The 17583-nt window shown below is 50.4% G+C and carries 15 protein-coding genes; 5 read left to right on the top strand and 10 right to left on the bottom strand.

Annotated elements, in window-relative coordinates; all coding sequences use genetic code 11:
* Positions 1 to 29 precede the first annotated feature (29 nt).
* The 6 genes from mnmE to OGX99_RS23865 form a co-directional block, all read right to left on the bottom strand.
* On the bottom strand, positions 30 to 1394 hold the full coding sequence (gene mnmE / locus OGX99_RS06105; RefSeq protein WP_286542970.1) for a tRNA uridine-5-carboxymethylaminomethyl(34) synthesis GTPase MnmE: 1365 nt from the start codon (positions 1392 to 1394) through the stop codon (positions 30 to 32).
* Between the two features lie 193 nt (positions 1395 to 1587).
* A complete protein-coding gene (gene yidC / locus OGX99_RS06100) occupies positions 1588 to 3234 on the bottom strand; it encodes a membrane protein insertase YidC (protein WP_187253930.1) in 1647 nt (548 codons plus the stop codon).
* Between the two features lie 2 nt (positions 3235 to 3236).
* Positions 3237 to 3494, bottom strand: coding sequence for a membrane protein insertion efficiency factor YidD (yidD, locus tag OGX99_RS06095; protein WP_003023846.1), 258 nt, complete (start codon positions 3492 to 3494; stop codon positions 3237 to 3239).
* On the bottom strand, positions 3458 to 3817 hold the full coding sequence (gene rnpA, locus OGX99_RS06090; protein WP_003844432.1) for a ribonuclease P protein component: 360 nt from the start codon (positions 3815 to 3817) through the stop codon (positions 3458 to 3460). The genes yidD and rnpA overlap by 37 nt, the downstream gene beginning before the upstream one ends.
* 17 nt (positions 3818 to 3834) lie before the next feature.
* The gene (gene rpmH / locus OGX99_RS06085) at positions 3835 to 3975 is read right to left on the bottom strand and encodes a 50S ribosomal protein L34 (RefSeq protein WP_003023858.1); all 141 of its coding nucleotides are present in this window, start codon (positions 3973 to 3975) and stop codon (positions 3835 to 3837) included.
* Positions 3976 to 4212: 237 nt separating this feature from the next.
* Positions 4213 to 4284 (bottom strand): hypothetical protein, encoded by a 72-nt coding sequence (locus tag OGX99_RS23865; RefSeq protein WP_420869113.1) that lies wholly within the window; start codon positions 4282 to 4284, stop codon positions 4213 to 4215.
* Positions 4285 to 4581: 297 nt separating this feature from the next.
* Between OGX99_RS23865 and dnaA the strand changes: the two genes are divergently transcribed.
* The 4 genes from dnaA (at position 4582) to gyrB (ending at position 10745) form a co-directional block, all read left to right on the top strand.
* Positions 4582 to 5985 (top strand): chromosomal replication initiator protein DnaA, encoded by a 1404-nt coding sequence (gene dnaA, locus OGX99_RS06080; RefSeq protein WP_286542969.1) that lies wholly within the window; start codon positions 4582 to 4584, stop codon positions 5983 to 5985.
* A gap of 4 nt (positions 5986 to 5989) precedes the next feature.
* Positions 5990 to 7090, top strand: coding sequence for a DNA polymerase III subunit beta (dnaN, locus tag OGX99_RS06075; protein WP_005121477.1), 1101 nt, complete (start codon positions 5990 to 5992; stop codon positions 7088 to 7090).
* A gap of 138 nt (positions 7091 to 7228) precedes the next feature.
* A complete protein-coding gene (gene recF, locus OGX99_RS06070) occupies positions 7229 to 8302 on the top strand; it encodes a DNA replication/repair protein RecF (RefSeq protein WP_286542967.1) in 1074 nt (357 codons plus the stop codon).
* Between the two features lie 28 nt (positions 8303 to 8330).
* Entirely contained in the window at positions 8331 to 10745 is a 2415-nt protein-coding gene (gene gyrB, locus OGX99_RS06065) for a DNA topoisomerase (ATP-hydrolyzing) subunit B (RefSeq protein WP_187253929.1), read from the top strand.
* 77 nt (positions 10746 to 10822) lie between these two features.
* On the opposite strand, the gene OGX99_RS06060 is transcribed toward gyrB, so the two are convergent.
* Genes OGX99_RS06060 through OGX99_RS06045 form a run of 4 tightly spaced genes read right to left on the bottom strand, consistent with a single transcriptional unit; the run spans position 10823 to position 15993 of the window.
* Positions 10823 to 12766 carry a heparinase II/III domain-containing protein gene (locus OGX99_RS06060; RefSeq protein ID WP_210904060.1) on the bottom strand — a complete coding sequence of 648 codons (1944 nt, stop codon included), beginning with the start codon at positions 12764 to 12766 and terminating at the stop codon, positions 10823 to 10825.
* Between the two features lie 10 nt (positions 12767 to 12776).
* Entirely contained in the window at positions 12777 to 14000 is a 1224-nt protein-coding gene (locus OGX99_RS06055; RefSeq protein WP_286542965.1) for an alginate lyase family protein, read from the bottom strand.
* 14 nt (positions 14001 to 14014) lie between these two features.
* Positions 14015 to 14713, bottom strand: a complete 699-nt coding sequence (locus OGX99_RS06050; protein ID WP_210904062.1) for an oligogalacturonate-specific porin KdgM family protein — start codon at positions 14711 to 14713, stop codon at positions 14015 to 14017.
* Between the two features lie 23 nt (positions 14714 to 14736).
* Positions 14737 to 15993 (bottom strand): MFS transporter, encoded by a 1257-nt coding sequence (locus OGX99_RS06045; RefSeq protein ID WP_187253925.1) that lies wholly within the window; start codon positions 15991 to 15993, stop codon positions 14737 to 14739.
* 579 nt (positions 15994 to 16572) lie between these two features.
* On the opposite strand from OGX99_RS06045, the gene yidA reads away from it, so the two are divergent.
* Complete coding sequence (gene yidA, locus OGX99_RS06040) at positions 16573 to 17385, top strand: sugar-phosphatase (protein WP_003023871.1); 813 nt, start codon at positions 16573 to 16575, stop codon at positions 17383 to 17385.
* Positions 17386 to 17583: the final 198 nt, after the last annotated feature.

Genomic DNA, 17583 nt, shown 5'->3' with positions numbered 1-17583 from the left:
TTTTTCATTAACGGCCAATTTCTGAAGAATTACTTACCAATACAGAAGCTGGAGAAAATTCGTCCCAGCAGATCGTCGGAGGTAAATTCCCCGGTGATTTCACTGAGGTTTTGCTGCGCCAGACGTAGCTCCTCCGCCAGCAGTTCTCCGGCCCATGTTCCGAGCAGTTGGGCTTTGCCCTGCTCGAGATGCTCCGCCGCTTCAGCCAGCGCTTGCAGGTGACGACGACGCGCAAGGAAGCCGCCTTCCATATTAGTTTCAAAGCCCATGCTCTGTTTGAGATGGTTACGCAACACGTCAACGCCTTCACCAGTACGTGCAGAGAGGCGAACCAGTGAGTGGCCATTTACTTCGCTAAGGCCCAGCGTCTCACCGGTAATATCCGCTTTGTTACGCACCACGGTAATTGGCAGTTTGGCTGGCAGACGGGCAATAAAGTCTGGCCAGATATCAGCCGGATCTACGGCGTCGGTGGTGGTTCCATCAACCATAAACAGCACACGGTCGGCTTGTTCGATTTCCTGCCACGCACGTTCGATACCGATGCGTTCAACTTCATCGCTGGCATCGCGCAGGCCCGCAGTGTCGATGATGTGCAGCGGCATACCGTCGATATGAATATGCTCACGCAATACGTCGCGAGTCGTCCCCGCAATGTCGGTCACAATAGCCGCCTCACGACCTGCCAGCGCGTTCAGCAGGCTCGATTTCCCGGCGTTAGGACGTCCGGCAATCACCACCTTCATCCCTTCGCGCAGTAGGCTGCCCTGACGCGCTTCGGCACGAACAGCATCGAGATCGCTGATAACACTGTTGAGCTGCGCTTCAATCTTGCCGTCAGATAAGAAGTCGATTTCTTCATCCGGGAAGTCGATTGCCGCTTCCACATAGATACGCAGGTGAGTGAGCGCTTCCACAAGATGATTTACCCGTGCGGAAAATGCGCCCTGCAATGAGTTCAGCGCCGAGCGGGCGGCTTGCTCTGAGCTGGCATCGATCAGGTCAGCAATGGCCTCTGCCTGGGCCAGATCGAGCTTATCATTGAGAAACGCGCGCTCGGAGAATTCGCCCGGTCTGGCGATACGCAGCCCGGGAATCGTCAGAATACGTTTGAGCAGCAGATCAAGAATTACCGGACCGCCGTGACCCTGAAGCTCTAAAACGTCTTCACCGGTAAAGGAGTTCGGGCCGGGGAACCACAGGGCAATCCCCTGATCCAGCGCGCTGCCATCCACGTCTTTAAACGGCAGATAGTCGGCATAACGCGGTTTTGGTAGTTTCCCCAGTACGGTTTCTGCGACCTCACGCGCCTTTAGGCCGGAGATACGCAGGATACCCACGCCACCACGTCCCGGAGGGGTGGCCTGAGCGACGATGGTGTCGTTATGGCTCATGATAGTTCTCTTATAAATGTAAAAAAGGCGGTCTATTGACCGCCTTCTCTGGCATTAACTTTACCGTGAATACTCGAAATAATTCAAGTTGCAGGAAGGCGGCAAGTTTGTGAGCCCCAGGAGCTTGACTTCCGTAAGCTCCTGGGACAAGCAAATGCAGCCAACGCACCTGCGGCTTGAAGAATGAAGAGTATCAGGAGTTTTTCTTCTCGCGGCTATGCAAACCACGCTTCTCCAGACCACGGTAAATCAGCTGCTGCTGAATAATGGTTACCAGGTTGCTGACGATATAGTACAGCACCAGACCTGACGGGAACCACAGGAAGAACACAGTGAAGATAACCGGCATGAAGGTCATGATCTTCTGCTGCATCGGGTCGGTCACAGTGGTAGGCGACATCTTCTGGATGAAGAACATCGTGATACCCATCAGGATCGGCAGGATGTAGTACGGGTCCTGTGCGGACAGGTCATGGATCCACAGGATGAACGGCGCATGACGCAGTTCAACGGAGCCCATCAGCATGTAGTACAACGCCAGGAAGATTGGCATCTGGATGATCAGCGGGAAGCAGCCGCCCAGCGGGTTAACCTTCTCAGCTTTATACAGGGCCATCATTTCCTGGCTCTGACGCTGTTTGTCATCGCCCAGACGCTCACGCATAGCCTGAATCTTCGGCTGTAGCATACGCATCTTCGCCATGGAGGTGTACTGCGCTTTGGTCAGCGGGTACATGATGCCACGAACGATAAAGGTGATAACGATGATGGAGAAGCCCCAGTTACCCAGGAAGCTATGGATCCATTTCAGCAGCTTAAACAGCGGCTGAGAGATGAACCACAACCAGCCGTAATCCACGGTCAGATCCAGGTGCGGTGCAACGGCCGCCATTTTATCCTGAATTTCCGGGCCGACCCACAGGGTGCTGGTCATCGCGCCAGTCTGACCAGGCTGTACCAGAACCGGCTGTGCTTTATAGCCGATAGCAGCAATGCCGTTACCCAGATTAGCGGTGTAGAAGTTGTTGGTGCCGTCGTTACGCGGAATCCATGCCGTGGCAAAATACTGTTGCAGCATTGCAACCCAGCCGTCTTTAGCATTGACGTTCAGGTTTTCGTTGTCAGCAATGGTGTCGAATTTGTATTTCTCATACTTCTCATCCGGCGTGGAGTACGCCGCACCACGGAAGGTGTGCAGCGCAAAGTTGCTGCTACCGGTGTCGCGATGAGATGGCAGATTGATGGATTGCTTCAACTGACCAAAGGTGGAGACTTCCAGCGGTTTTTCGCCGGCGTTCTGCACACTGTAGTTAACGTTGACAGCATACTCACCACGCTTGAGTACAAACGTCTTGGTGAACGTGTTACCCGCTGCGTCAGTATAGGTCATCGGGATCTGCAGTTCGTTCTGACCGTCAGCCAGTACAAACGCGTCTTTTTCGACGTTGTACAGCGGACGCGGGCCGTTTGCCGGGTTATCCGGGCCGTCACGACCTGTCAGGCCACTCTGTGCCTGGTAGATGAACTGTGGCGTGGTTTCCAGTAACTGGAACGGTTCGGTAGAACCAAGTTCTTTCGGGTAAGCTGGCAGCGAAGCCTGTTCCACATCACCACCACGGGTGTTGATGGTCAGATCAAGCACGTCAGTTTTAACCGTAATCAGTTTCCCCTGGCCACTGGCCGGTACGCCCTGGTCTGCGGCGCTACCCGCTGCGGTGGTCGTTGTCTGCGTGGTCTGTTGGGCCTGAGGTTGCGGGTTTTTATCCTGCTCCCAGGCTTGCCAGATCATGAAAGACACGAACAGCAAAGCGATGACTAAAAGATTGCGTTGCGAATCCATCGTTAGTGTTCTCTGGTATCAAATGGTCCGGGCGGGACGGGATCGTCACCACCAGGGTGTAAAGGGTGGCATTTTAATACGCGTTTCACCGTCAACCAACTGCCTTTTATCACTCCAAACCTGCGCAATGCCTCAATTCCGTAGCTCGAACAGGTTGGAGTGAAACGGCAATGCGGCCCAAGCAGCGGACTGATCAGGCGTTGATAGACCCGAATGAGGGCTATCAGGACCCGCGAGCCAGGCGACAATGGCGACGCCATAATTTTTCCAACGCTTCCGAGAGAGCACGGTTATCGAGGTCAGCAACCCCTTTTTTCGCCACCACCACGAAATCCATTGCTGGAAGTTCGTGCTGACGTAAACGGAAGCTTTCACGCGTCAGACGTTTAATCCGATTGCGTTCATGCGCACGTTTAACATTTTTCTTGGCGACAGTAAGACCGATACGGGGATGCCCCAGCGAATTCAGGCGGCCGAGGATGGTGATTTGCGGCGTGCCAGCCCGTTGTGGCTGCTGGAAGACGAATGTGAAATGAGTGGGAGTTAACAAACGTAACTCCCTGGGAAATGCGAGCTTAACCACTCAGGGGCTAGCTTTTATTACTTAGAAACGGTCAGACGAGAACGGCCTTTAGCACGACGACGTGCCAGAACCTGACGACCATTTTTATTAGCCATACGAGCACGGAAGCCGTGAGAACGGTTGCGCTTCAGTACAGACGGTTGAAAAGTGCGTTTCATGGCGATTTCTACCTAAACTTGAATAAATTCACTGACTTTTGCGTATACCCGAACGAGTTTCGAACGACTTACGCCACAGTGTGGGTGATTAAAGAGGCCGGATTGTAATAATTGTACACTCCGGAGTCAATTCTCTTTCCTTATTTCCCGCTTTTTTCCGCACGGTTTCGCGTAAAAAACAGGCAGCGTTGACGCCGTTAGGCGACCGTTACTCGCTGGGGGTAAGAATTATACGGGCTAGTGGATAAAGCGCAAGGATCGCCCGGGATCTTTATTAGATCGTTTAAGCAGTAAAGCATCTTTACTCATTAATTTTTTCAATATGCGCGCTAAAACCTGCAGCACTTCTCCAGGATCGTTTACACTTAGCCGATTCTGGATCATCCTGTGGATAAATCGGGAAGAATCTGTGAGAAACAGAAGATCTCTTTCTCAGTTTACGCTATGATCCGCGGTCCCGATCGTTTCCATGGATCCTGATCGGGTAAAAATTGCAGATAGCAATTCGCACGTCACCCTTTGCATAGGGTCTTGTCGGTGTGCGTCAACAATCATGAATGTTTCAGCCTTTGTCATTTATCGACTTTTGTTCGAGTGGAGTCCGCCGTGTCACTTTCGCTTTGGCAGCAGTGTCTTGCCCGATTGCAGGATGAGTTACCAGCCACAGAATTCAGTATGTGGATACGCCCGTTGCAGGCGGAATTGAGCGATAACACGCTGGCTTTGTATGCGCCAAACCGTTTCGTGCTCGATTGGGTAAGGGATAAATACCTCAATAATATTAATGGATTACTCAATAATTTCTGCGGAGCGGATGCCCCACAGCTGCGCTTTGAAGTCGGTACTAAACCCGTCACGCAAACGCTGAAAACGCCGGTCAACAACGTTGTGGCGCCCGCCCACGTGACCCAGCAAGTGCAACCGCAACGTGCCGCTCCGGCAGCGCGTTCTGGCTGGGATAACGTCCCGGCTCCGGCTGAACCTACCTATCGTTCTAACGTCAACGTCAAACACACGTTTGATAGCTTCGTTGAAGGTAAATCTAACCAACTGGCGCGCGCGGCGGCACGTCAGGTGGCGGACAATCCAGGGGGCGCCTACAATCCGTTATTCCTTTATGGCGGTACGGGTCTGGGTAAAACTCACCTGTTGCACGCTGTCGGTAACGGCATTATGGCGCGTAAGCCAAACGCCAAAGTGGTGTATATGCACTCCGAGCGTTTTGTGCAGGACATGGTTAAAGCCCTGCAAAACAATGCGATCGAAGAGTTTAAACGCTACTACCGTTCCGTTGACGCGCTGCTGATTGACGATATCCAATTCTTTGCCAATAAAGAACGATCGCAGGAAGAGTTTTTCCACACCTTCAACGCCCTGCTGGAAGGTAATCAGCAGATCATCCTGACGTCGGATCGTTATCCGAAGGAGATCAATGGTGTTGAAGATCGACTGAAATCCCGCTTCGGCTGGGGGCTGACTGTCGCGATCGAACCGCCAGAGCTGGAAACACGCGTGGCGATCCTGATGAAAAAAGCCGACGAAAACGACATTCGTCTGCCGGGGGAAGTGGCGTTCTTTATTGCCAAGCGTCTACGCTCTAACGTGCGTGAACTGGAAGGCGCACTGAACCGTGTGATCGCCAACGCCAATTTTACCGGCCGGGCGATTACCATCGATTTCGTGCGCGAAGCGCTGCGCGATCTGTTGGCTTTGCAGGAAAAGCTGGTCACCATCGACAATATTCAGAAGACGGTGGCGGAGTATTACAAAATCAAAATTGCGGATCTGCTGTCAAAGCGTCGATCTCGCTCGGTAGCTCGTCCGCGCCAGATGGCGATGGCGCTGGCAAAAGAGCTCACCAACCACAGTCTGCCGGAAATTGGCGACGCGTTTGGTGGGCGTGACCATACTACCGTGCTTCATGCCTGCCGCAAGATTGAGCAGTTGCGTGAAGAAAGCCATGATATTAAAGAAGATTTCTCCAATTTAATCAGAACATTATCTTCGTGACGCTATGAAATTTACCGTTGAACGTGAACATTTATTAAAACCGCTTCAGCAGGTCAGCGGCCCGCTGGGTGGACGTCCTACACTGCCGATCCTCGGAAACCTGCTGCTGCAGGTCGCTGACGGTGCGCTTTCTCTGACCGGTACCGATCTCGAAATGGAGATGGTGGCGCGCGTGGCGTTGATCCAGCCCCATGAACCTGGTGCGACCACCGTTCCGGCACGTAAATTCTTCGACATTTGCCGCGGGTTGCCGGAAGGCGCGGAAATAGCCGTTCAACTGGAAGGCGACCGCATGCTGGTACGCTCTGGTCGCAGCCGTTTCTCGCTGTCCACGCTGCCTGCCGCCGACTTCCCTAATCTGGATGACTGGCAGAGCGAAGTCGAATTCACCCTGCCGCAGGCCACGATGAAGCGCCTGATTGAAGCCACGCAGTTTTCGATGGCGCATCAGGATGTGCGTTACTACTTAAACGGCATGCTGTTTGAAACCGAAGGGGAAGAGCTGCGTACTGTGGCGACCGACGGTCACCGTCTGGCGGTTTGTTCAATGCCTGTCGGTCAGCCGTTGCCCAGCCATTCGGTGATCGTACCGCGTAAAGGTGTGATTGAGCTGATGCGTATGCTTGACGGCGGCGACAACCCGCTGCGCGTCCAGATTGGCAGCAACAACATTCGTGCGCACGTAGGGGATTTCATTTTTACCTCCAAGCTGGTTGACGGTCGTTTCCCGGATTATCGCCGCGTACTGCCGAAGAATCCGGACAAACATCTGGAAGCCGGTTGCGATATCCTCAAGCAGGCGTTTGCTCGTGCGGCGATCCTCTCTAACGAGAAATTCCGCGGCGTGCGTCTGTATGTCAGCGAAAACCAGCTGAAAATCACCGCTAATAACCCGGAGCAGGAAGAAGCCGAAGAAATTCTGGATGTCTCCTATCCGGGTACTGAACTGGAAATCGGGTTTAACGTTAGCTACGTGCTGGACGTTCTGAACGCGCTGAAGTGCGAGAATGTGCGTATTCTGCTGACCGATTCCGTATCGAGCGTACAGATTGAAGATGCAGCGTCACAATCTGCAGCCTATGTCGTCATGCCTATGCGCTTGTAAAGAATATCGGGCTATCTTACTTGTTATTCTGGCTCCGGGCAGTGCTCGCAATCCTCACGTACTTCAGTACGCTCCGGTTGCTGTGCGCTGGCCGTAACCAGACTAACTGCGACGATAACGCCCTGGTTATGAGTTGATATGTCGCTATCCCGACTCCTGATTAAAGATTTCCGCAATATTGAAAATGCGGATCTCGCTTTATCTCCCGGCTTTAACTTCCTGGTAGGCGCTAACGGCAGCGGCAAAACCAGCGTGCTGGAAGCTATCTATACGCTCGGCCACGGCCGGGCGTTTCGTAGTTTGCAAATTGGCCGCGTGATTCGCCACGAACAAGAATCGTTTGTTTTACACGGGCGTTTGCAGGGTAATGAGCGTGAGACGTCGATTGGTCTGACGAAAGACAAACTGGGCGACAGCAAAGTGCGCATTGACGGCACTGACGGGCACAAGGTCGCCGAGCTGGCGCACCTGATGCCGATGCAACTGATAACGCCTGAAGGGTTTACTTTACTCAATGGCGGCCCCAAATACAGAAGAGCATTCCTTGACTGGGGATGCTTTCACAATGAAGCCGGCTTTTTCACTGCCTGGAGCAATCTGAAGCGGCTGCTCAAGCAGCGCAATGCGGCACTGCGCCAGGTAAGTCGTTATGAGCAACTGCGCCCGTGGGATAAAGAACTGATCCCGTTGGCGGAACAAATCAGCGCCTGGCGCGCGGAGTACAGCGCCGGTATCGCGCAAGATATGGCGGATACCTGCCAGCAGTTTCTTCCCGAGTTCTCTCTCTCCTTCTCATTCCAGCGCGGCTGGGAGAAAGAGACAGATTACGCCGAAGTGCTGGAACGCAGTTTTGAACGCGATCGCATGTTGACCTACACCGCGCACGGTCCGCATAAGGCGGATTTTCGCATTCGTGCCGACGGCGCGCCGGTGGAAGACACGTTGTCGCGTGGGCAGCTCAAGCTGCTGATGTGCGCCTTACGTCTGGCGCAAGGGGAGTTCCTGACCCGCGAAAGCGGACGGCGCTGCCTGTACCTGATAGATGATTTTGCCTCTGAACTGGATGATGCGCGTCGTGGGCTGCTGGCCAGCCGCTTAAAAGCTACGCAATCTCAAGTCTTTGTCAGCGCAATCAGCGCTGAACACGTTATAGACATGTCCGATGAAAATTCGAAGATGTTTACCGTGGAAAAGGGTAAAATAACGGATTAACCCAAGATAAAATGAGCGAGAAACGTTGATGTCGAATTCTTATGACTCCTCCAGTATCAAAGTCCTGAAAGGACTGGATGCGGTGCGTAAGCGCCCGGGTATGTATATCGGCGACACGGATGACGGCACCGGTCTGCACCACATGGTATTCGAGGTGGTAGATAACGCTATCGACGAAGCGCTCGCGGGTCACTGTAAAGATATCGTGGTAACGATTCACGCTGATAACTCCGTGTCCGTTACCGATGATGGCCGTGGTATCCCAACCGGTATTCACCCGGAAGAGGGCGTTTCGGCGGCGGAGGTTATCATGACCGTTCTGCACGCAGGCGGTAAATTTGATGATAACTCCTATAAAGTTTCCGGTGGTCTGCACGGCGTAGGTGTTTCCGTCGTTAACGCCCTGTCGCAGAAACTGGAGCTGGTGATTCGTCGTGAAGGCAAAGTGCATCAGCAAACTTACATGCACGGTGTGCCGCAGGCGCCGCTGGCGGTCACTGGCGAAACCGAAGTGACGGGGACTCAGGTACGTTTCTGGCCAAGCCACGAAACCTTTACCAACGTCGTTGAGTTCGAATACGACATTCTGGCTAAGCGTCTGCGCGAGCTGTCATTCCTGAACTCCGGCGTGTCTATTCGTCTGCGCGACAAGCGCGACGGCAAAGAAGACCATTTCCACTACGAAGGCGGCATCAAGGCGTTTGTTGAATACCTCAACAAAAACAAAACGCCGATCCATCCGAATATCTTCTACTTCTCCACTGAAAAAGACGGTATCGGCGTTGAAGTTGCGCTGCAGTGGAACGATGGTTTCCAGGAAAACATCTACTGCTTCACCAACAACATTCCGCAGCGTGACGGCGGTACTCACCTTGCAGGTTTCCGTGCGGCGATGACCCGTACCCTGAACGCCTACATGGACAAAGAAGGCTACAGCAAAAAAGCCAAAGTCAGTGCCACCGGTGACGATGCCCGTGAAGGCCTGATTGCCGTTGTTTCCGTGAAGGTGCCGGATCCGAAATTCTCCTCTCAGACCAAAGACAAGCTGGTCTCTTCTGAGGTGAAATCGGCGGTAGAACAGCAGATGAACGAACTGCTGAGCGAATACCTGCTGGAAAACCCGTCTGACGCGAAAATCGTCGTCGGCAAAATCATTGATGCTGCGCGTGCTCGTGAAGCTGCTCGTCGCGCGCGTGAAATGACCCGCCGTAAAGGTGCGCTGGACTTAGCGGGTCTGCCGGGCAAGCTGGCGGACTGTCAGGAACGCGACCCGGCTCACTCTGAACTGTACCTGGTGGAAGGGGACTCAGCGGGCGGCTCTGCGAAGCAGGGGCGTAACCGTAAGAACCAGGCGATTCTGCCGCTTAAGGGTAAAATTCTTAACGTTGAGAAGGCGCGCTTCGACAAGATGCTCTCTTCTCAGGAAGTGGCGACGCTGATCACCGCGCTGGGTTGCGGCATCGGTCGCGACGAGTACAACCCGGACAAACTGCGTTATCACAGCATCATCATCATGACCGATGCGGACGTCGATGGTTCGCACATCCGTACGCTGCTGTTGACCTTCTTCTATCGTCAGATGCCGGAAATCGTTGAGCGCGGCCACGTTTACATTGCACAGCCACCGCTGTACAAAGTGAAGAAAGGCAAGCAGGAACAGTACATCAAAGACGATGAAGCGATGGATCAGTACCAGATCTCTATCGCCCTTGATGGTGCCACGCTGCACACCAATGCCCACGCTCCGGCGCTGGCGGGTGATGCACTGGAAAAACTGGTTTCTGAATACAACGCGACCCAGAAAATGATTGGCCGTATGGAACGTCGTTTCCCGAAAGCGCTGTTGAAAGAACTGGTTTATCAACCGACGCTGGCTGAAGCCGATCTCGCTGATGAAGCGAAAGTCACTACCTGGGTGTCCCAGCTGGTTAACGTGCTGAATGAAAACGAAGTTCACGGCAGCACCTGGAACAGCTTTGTGCGTAAAGACGCTGAACTGAACCTGTTCGAGCCGGTGATCCGCGTGCGTACCCACGGCGTTGATACCGATTATCCGCTGGAGCATGAATTTGTGACCGGTGGCGAATATCGTCGTATTTGTACGCTCGGCGAGAAGCTGCGCGGTCTTATCGAAGACGATGCGTTTATCGAACGTGGCGAGCGCCGTCAGCCGGTTGCCAGCTTCGAGCAGGCGTTGGAATGGTTGCAGAAAGAATCACGTCGCGGCCTCGCTATCCAGCGTTATAAAGGTCTGGGCGAGATGAATCCGGAACAGCTGTGGGAAACTACCATGGATCCGGAAAGCCGTCGCATGCTGCGCGTTACCGTGAAAGATGCGATTGCCGCTGACCAGCTATTCACCACGCTGATGGGCGATGCCGTTGAACCGCGTCGCGCGTTTATCGAAGAGAATGCCCTGAAAGCGGCGAATATCGATATCTAAGTCGTTTTGAACATTACGATCCTGACGAAAACGCCTGAATTTGTTCAGGCGTTTTTTTATGGTCTGTCTGAAGGTGATTAGATAATCTGCCGGCCAAAAGGAATGCAGTGAGCGACTATATTATTCACCGTAACGATAAGGTTCTCATTTTCAATATTTATTTGGATATCATCATCTCCTGAAAAGTCGGTGACAGTGATATGAATGACCCGCTTTTCTGTTGAACGCATCGTGAGATACGTCAGCTCTGATATTGAGGGATTGTTTGGCCCTTTGCCGTGGAAGAGCACGCTATTACCTGCCGATAAGCAATAAACCGTGAACTTATCCGGCGACTGCCAGCGCAATTTTACGGGGGTATCCAGATTAACGGCATCAACAGCCATAATGTGCGGGAAGAGCGTGACGGTGTGCCTGGTGCAGAGCGGTTCAGCATTAATCAGGTAACTGGTATTAATCTCCTGATTGTGCGGGTTATCAACTGTAATAATATCAATTAATAAGTCGCTACTTGTGGTGATGTTTCGACGAAAAACCACGTCTTTGTAGGCCTCTGCATCCCATTCGACGCGGGTTTTACTGTCAGGGAGCATTGGCATACTTTGCCACTCGACTTCGGTAACCAGTTGTACCGTGCCATTTTCTTCACGGTATAGCACCACGCTGGGATTTGCCGGTGCCTGGTTTTTCCCATTAATACAGAGTGTGTTATGTGAAAAAGAGTTCTTAAAGTAACCGTAATGCAGCGGTGCGCCGTAGCCTGTGGTACCAAGGTCCGGAAAAATTGCCCGGCCATTATTAAACACGGTTAACCCCAGTCGATCATAGTGATCGTGCTCGCCGCCATAAGGTGTGTGTTTGACACAAATAGCACGCCCAAGTTTATTCCGGATAATCGTCAGACCGCTTTCTGCTGTATGCAGCGTCTCCTGTGGTGGTAAAAGAGCCTGTGAAGGGAGCGTTTTCCCGTAAAATACTGCATCAATACTGTTTCGAGGGTGCTGGCTGTAAATCTGTTTTAATAGCTGTCCATATTCTGGTGTGTCGTAATACCACCAGGCAAACTCATAAATATCGCTATGCGTCAGTTTTTCCTGGCCGTTCACACAGTCGTTAATTTTCGGCAGCGTCATATCTGGCATTAACTGCGTCAGTGGTACGCTCAACATTTTTGGATACCAGGCGGTTTCCAGCAAACTGTAGTCCGAACCACGGGCGACTTTTTCATAGGCGAAAAATCCCTGCAGCGCGTAAAAATGGTAATGCAGAGAACCTTCAAACCACAAACCGTCAGGCATTAAGGCATGTTCTAACTGGTATCGAAGCCCGTACTGGCTGTTAACCGCAAATTCGAGATACGTTTTATCATCTAGCACAGCCCCAATAATGCCGATTGCAGCGCTGATTTTGACTTCATGGTTGTGGATCTGATTACAGCGATGTTGCATAAGGAAATCTGCTCCCGCACGTAAGAGACGTTCAGCGATATACAGGTCTTCCTCTGCGGTGAGTTTATTGCGGATAATGTCGAAGCCTCTGGCAAAATCGGAATGGCAGTTGGCCTCGCATAATGTCTGTGCATTTGCTTTTCCGGGGCCATTGTAGGGAATTCCGCCGTGCTCCTGATAATCCGGATAATATCTGGCGTAAAGCATCAGAATATCCCGCACTTTGCTGAGATAACGGGCCTCATCGGTCAGCAACCACAGTACCGCCAGTTCATAACACGCTTTTGCATTTAAGCCATTAAGCCAGCGCCACCATGCGCCATCATAAGGCTCACCGGAAAATGTTGTACCATCCACGGGGCAGCGATGCACTTCTGGCGAATGGCGATCCCACATTAAACGTACGCTGTGCTCCGGGCAAAAAAAGTAGTGGTTCCAGGTCGCGCATCCCGTTTCAGGAACCAGAACCGGATTATTGATAACATCGCTGTTGCTTGCTCTCAGCGCGTTTATCATCTCTGGCCTGGCGAGTTCACGGGCCTGCAGTACTTGCTTTTGTGTAAACTGCTTCATATCGTCCTCGTTATTTCACCAGCACCGATCCTGGGATCAGGATATTGATATCCTTAGGGTTTTCCTTTGTCATAATGGCTGCATTTTTAATGAAGCTCACATCCTGATACGCTCTTGCAGCCGCGAGTAATGGTCCTGTTGCTTCAGAAGGCGTATAGCGGATATCTTCATGCCCCCAGGCTGTCTGCGGCTTGCCGGTTTGTTCGCTTATTAGCAAAAAGGCTTTTTTCATCGTGCGGTTATCCAATTCGAAACCCCAGACATCATTTTGCGCTTTCTCGCCATAGCGTCCCATGTGTGCATAAGCGGATAGTGCAAAATTAGTGTAATGGAACGAGCGTGTGCGCTCGGTTTCAGATGTGATTTCCCCGACAGCGTTTACCTGAGAAATCAGGTGGCGCAATTTGAAAATTTCCACCTGCCGTGATGCTTGCTGCTGTTGATCGGTAAACAGAGAAAATGCTGTAACCTGCGCGTCATACCATGCGCCGTGATTGTTATACCAGTTCGACTCTTCAAAGCCGTTGTGACTCGTTAACAACCATTGTGTATAGTCTGCATACCATTTTTTATACCCTTTCAGCGCCTGCGAGGGGATATGACCCGAGTTTTCCAGCAAAACAATGCTGTCAGCCACATCGATCAAAACGCGGGTATCGATAATCCCAATTCCACGTCCGTCGACTTTTCCGGGGATCGCCTGTGCATAGTTTAAGTTAGGGTTCATTCGGGTTTTACTGTCGAGAAACCAGGCCTGTAACAATTGCTGCGCTTTTTTCGCATATTTATCCTCGCCACTGTAAAACCACGCCAGCGCCAGCGCCCGAACATCATCGGAGAATTGCACCATGCGCTTACTGTCGGTACCGTTCGTTTTAGAATCCGGGTTTATTTGTCCATCTTTACGGATATAGGGCATGCCATTTTTACTATCAGGATTTGGCCACCAGTAGGGACCAAAGCTGTAGTAGTCATGTTTATTTCCAGAAACCGGCGTTAAGGTTTTGTCCATGACCGAATACACGGAATGAGTGAGCGCCATGTCAGCCTGTTGCAACAGTGCTTGCCAGGCTGGTGTGTATTGGACATCGTGTTGACTAATGCTTTGCTTGATGCTCAACATTTGTTCACAATCATAAGTCAGGCAAGGGTCATGTTGAGCGGCCAGGATAGTATTTTGTGAACAGAAAACCCCGCTGACAATTAATGCCAGAAAATGTATTTTACATTTCATCTTTTTTAGCCTGTTTATTCGAAGTTGATGGTTAATCCGATGCGGAAGCGGTTTTCTGTTAATCCTGACTCGCTATTATATTTTCCTTGTTGCTCCATATAATCCCACTCAACATAAGGTTGAAATGTTTTGTTGAGTTTATATTTAATGACCAGATCATTTTCATAGGCACTTTTCTTGCCATTGTTATAATGGAAATCATTCACATAGCGATAGAACACGGGGTTATCCTGAATACTAAAGTATTCATTCTGCCAGCCGAGATATAAATCCAGTCGTTCAACGCTTCCTTTATCCTGAGTACCCGAAAGATCTTTTGAGTCATACTGATTCCAGTCATAACGAAAACGAACTCCAGAGTAGACCGTATCAGTCATATTCCAGATTATTTTGACGTAAGGGCGAACTTGTGCGCCATCGGTGCTCCAGTGATAAACTATCCCCGGCTGTATTGCCACCATTGGGCTTAGTTTATATTTATAGTTCCCTTCAATTTCATTGTAACTGATCGTGGATTGATCGAGGTTATCGTTACCTTGCTTATTATCGGTTTCCATACTCAGCCAGTAACCGGATTTAAAACTTTGGCTCATTTTAAAGCGAGACTCGTAACTATGGCTGGCCTCTTTATAGCCGCCACGCATATCAAATGTCATGGCGTGGCCGACGATAGGGCAGCAGCAAGCCGCCAGCAATAAAGCTGTTTTTTTCATAAAAAGTTTTCCTTGCCGATAATTTATGCCGTGATGGCTTGTGTGGTTTTTTTAGGTGTTTTTATTAGGGTCCACAGGAAAAGTGCGCCGATTAAATCGAAAACGCCCAATCCTACGAAAAAGGCGTTATAACCGATAACAGTAACCATGGCGCCGAGGAACAAACCAAATAAGAAATTACCCATACTACCGGTAAATGCGGCAAAGCCTGTTGCAGTCCCTACTTCCTGTTTAGGAAACAGATCGGAAGACATACTGATGACCGTGATAGACAGGCACTGGTGGGCGAAGCCCGCAACACAGAATAGGGCAATCGCAATATAAACATCGGTAACAAAGCCAACGGCTGCCATCGATAACATCAAAATAGAGGCGAACGTGAAGGTGATCCGTTTTGCATTCAGTACACAGAAACCTCGATTAACCAGTATGCGAGACAGATAACCCGCAAAGATACAGCCGAAATCAGCCGTCAGAAAGGGGAGCCAGGCGAACATTGCGATATGTGCCATATCCATATGGCGAACGGTGACAAGATACAGCGGCATCCAGTAATGCAGCGTTCCCCATGCAGGATCGGCCATAAAGCGGGGTAATGAGATAGCCCATAAATTGCGGTTAGTGATAATAGAACGAAGCGTCGCTTTTTCTTTTACCACTTCGATTTGGTCGGCAAGGACTGCATCATGTTCCGCTTTGATCAGTGCAGGATGTTGTTCTGGTGAGCGATAGAAAATGTACCAGATTACCGCCCATACAATTCCTATTGCACCAGTAACGACAAATGACATTTCCCAGTTGTAATTAACGATCGCCCACACGACTAACGGCGGCGCCAGCATCGCACCGACGGAGGTTCCCAGACTATAAACGCCACAGGCTAATCCTCTTTCCTTTGCTGGAAACCACTCGGCGGTAACTTTCATACCCGCCGGGTTAAAGGCGGCCTCCGTTAACCCTAAACCACCGCGCAGCCATGCCATTGGCAACCAGGTGCTACATAGGCCTGTGAGCATATTAAAGATTGACCACAGGGCCGCCAGTAGAGCAAAACTTAATCGCAAACCGAATTTATCGATAATAAAGCCGCATGCGATGCCGCCAATCGCATAAGTGAAGGGGAAGACAGAGACAATCCAGGAATACTGCTCGCTCGACAGCCCTAATGTTTTCATCATCTCAGGAGCAGCTACCCCGAGGGTGCTTCTTGCGAGATAGTTGGTAATGGTGCCCAGCATCACAAGGACGATGATATACCATCGCAAATTCTTAATTTTCATTGTTGGTCTCATGTATACAGTTAATGATTTTAAGAAACAGTGAATCTATAAAAATGAAACGCTGTTTTGTATGCATAAGACTCAAAAATGATATTAATTTCCGTGAGGAAATTCACACTTACATGAAGCAAAGAAATACACAAAATATTTTGTGTATAAAAAAATGAATGTGATATGTTGTTTTTTCCTTGTTTTTCATCGTGTTATTCATGACTCCTGAAAGGAAAAATAATTATTATGTGAAAGCAATGGAATATGCATAATTATTGTGAATAAAAAACATTAAATAATAGATTTTTAATATTGAAGTTTGTGATGGTTTATCTACTGATACCGTTTTATTTAAAATAAAATGTTAACGTGTCTATTGTCTGGAAGTTGGCGGAGTTTGTGATTTAATATCTATTGTCGATTTAATTTTAATAATCATACACAATGTTAATGATTAACTTTGTCGGTTAACGCGTGTGCGTAAACGGTAATGAGGATTGCTTTGTCGTTATTCAGCCCCTTTTCGTAGCTGTTTTTTGAGCGGAATCGCGTTAGCATGAGGATGGACTCATTTAATCCGGGGAACTCATGGCTATCAAACTTATTGCTATCGACATGGATGGCACACTTCTGCTGCCCGATCACACCATTTCACCTGCGGTCAAAACGGCGATTGCCGCAGCGCGAGCGCGTGGCGTAAATGTGGTGCTGACCACGGGGCGCCCCTATGCCGGCGTCCACAGCTATCTGAAAGAACTACATATGGAACAGCCCGGTGACTACTGCATTACCTACAATGGAGCGCTGGTGCAGAAAGCCGGGGATGGCAGTACCGTAGCGCAAACTGCGCTAAGCTATGACGATTATCGCTATCTGGAGCAACTTTCCCGGGAAGTCGGCTCGCATTTCCACGCTCTCGATCGCAACACGCTGTATACCGCTAATCGCGATATCAGCTACTACACGGTGCATGAATCGTTTGTCGCGACCATCCCGCTGGTGTTCTGTGAAGCCGAGAAAATGGATCCCGCAACCCAGTTCCTGAAAGTGATGATGATTGACGAACCGGAGATCCTCGATAAAGCCATCTCGCGCATCCCAGCAGAAGTTAAAGAGAAGTACACCGTACTGAAAAGTGCGCCGTATTTCCTCGAAATTCTCGATAAACGCGTCAATAAAGGTACTGGCGTAAAATCGCTGGCCGACGCGTTAGGAATTAAAGCCGAAGAGGTGATGGCTATTGGCGATCAGGAAAACGACATCGCGATGATTGAATACGCAGGTGTGGGCGTTGCCATGGACAACGCTATTCCATCAGTCAAAGAAATCGCCAACTTCGTGACCAAATCTAACCTCGAAGATGGCGTCGCGTATGCCATTGAGAAGTTTGCGCTGAATTAAGTCCGCTTCGTCAGGTTACAACCCGCGCTAAGCGCGGGTTTTTTTATGTCTCTTTTTACCGTCCAAATAACATCCCTTTTACCATTTGTGGTTTTTGTGATCTAAATTGTAGTACAACATTTATTGTTTGTACTACATTGGTCGTGTGACAACGATGATAGATATCATGGTCGTACTACAAAATTGAGGTGAATTTCA

The organism is Citrobacter sp. Cu096 (genome assembly GCF_030332285.1).
GTDB classification, from domain to species: Bacteria; Pseudomonadota; Gammaproteobacteria; order Enterobacterales; family Enterobacteriaceae; genus Citrobacter; species Citrobacter meridianamericanus.
This window is presented reverse-complemented; position numbering and strand designations above follow the sequence as displayed.

Coding starts and splice junctions, on each gene's coding strand:
- mnmE (WP_286542970.1), bottom strand. CDS start 1,394: ATGAGCCATAACGACACCATCGTCGCTCAGGCCACCCCTCCGGGACGT.
- yidC (WP_187253930.1), bottom strand. CDS start 3,234: ATGGATTCGCAACGCAATCTTTTAGTCATCGCTTTGCTGTTCGTGTCT.
- yidD (WP_003023846.1), bottom strand. CDS start 3,494: ATGGCGTCGCCATTGTCGCCTGGCTCGCGGGTCCTGATAGCCCTCATT.
- rpmH (WP_003023858.1), bottom strand. CDS start 3,975: ATGAAACGCACTTTTCAACCGTCTGTACTGAAGCGCAACCGTTCTCAC.
- dnaN (WP_005121477.1), top strand. CDS start 5,990: ATGAAATTTACCGTTGAACGTGAACATTTATTAAAACCGCTTCAGCAG.
- recF (WP_286542967.1), top strand. CDS start 7,229: ATGTCGCTATCCCGACTCCTGATTAAAGATTTCCGCAATATTGAAAAT.
- gyrB (WP_187253929.1), top strand. CDS start 8,331: ATGTCGAATTCTTATGACTCCTCCAGTATCAAAGTCCTGAAAGGACTG.
- OGX99_RS06060 (WP_210904060.1), bottom strand. CDS start 12,766: ATGAAGCAGTTTACACAAAAGCAAGTACTGCAGGCCCGTGAACTCGCC.
- OGX99_RS06055 (WP_286542965.1), bottom strand. CDS start 14,000: ATGAAATGTAAAATACATTTTCTGGCATTAATTGTCAGCGGGGTTTTC.
- OGX99_RS06050 (WP_210904062.1), bottom strand. CDS start 14,713: ATGAAAAAAACAGCTTTATTGCTGGCGGCTTGCTGCTGCCCTATCGTC.
- OGX99_RS06045 (WP_187253925.1), bottom strand. CDS start 15,993: ATGAAAATTAAGAATTTGCGATGGTATATCATCGTCCTTGTGATGCTG.
- yidA (WP_003023871.1), top strand. CDS start 16,573: ATGGCTATCAAACTTATTGCTATCGACATGGATGGCACACTTCTGCTG.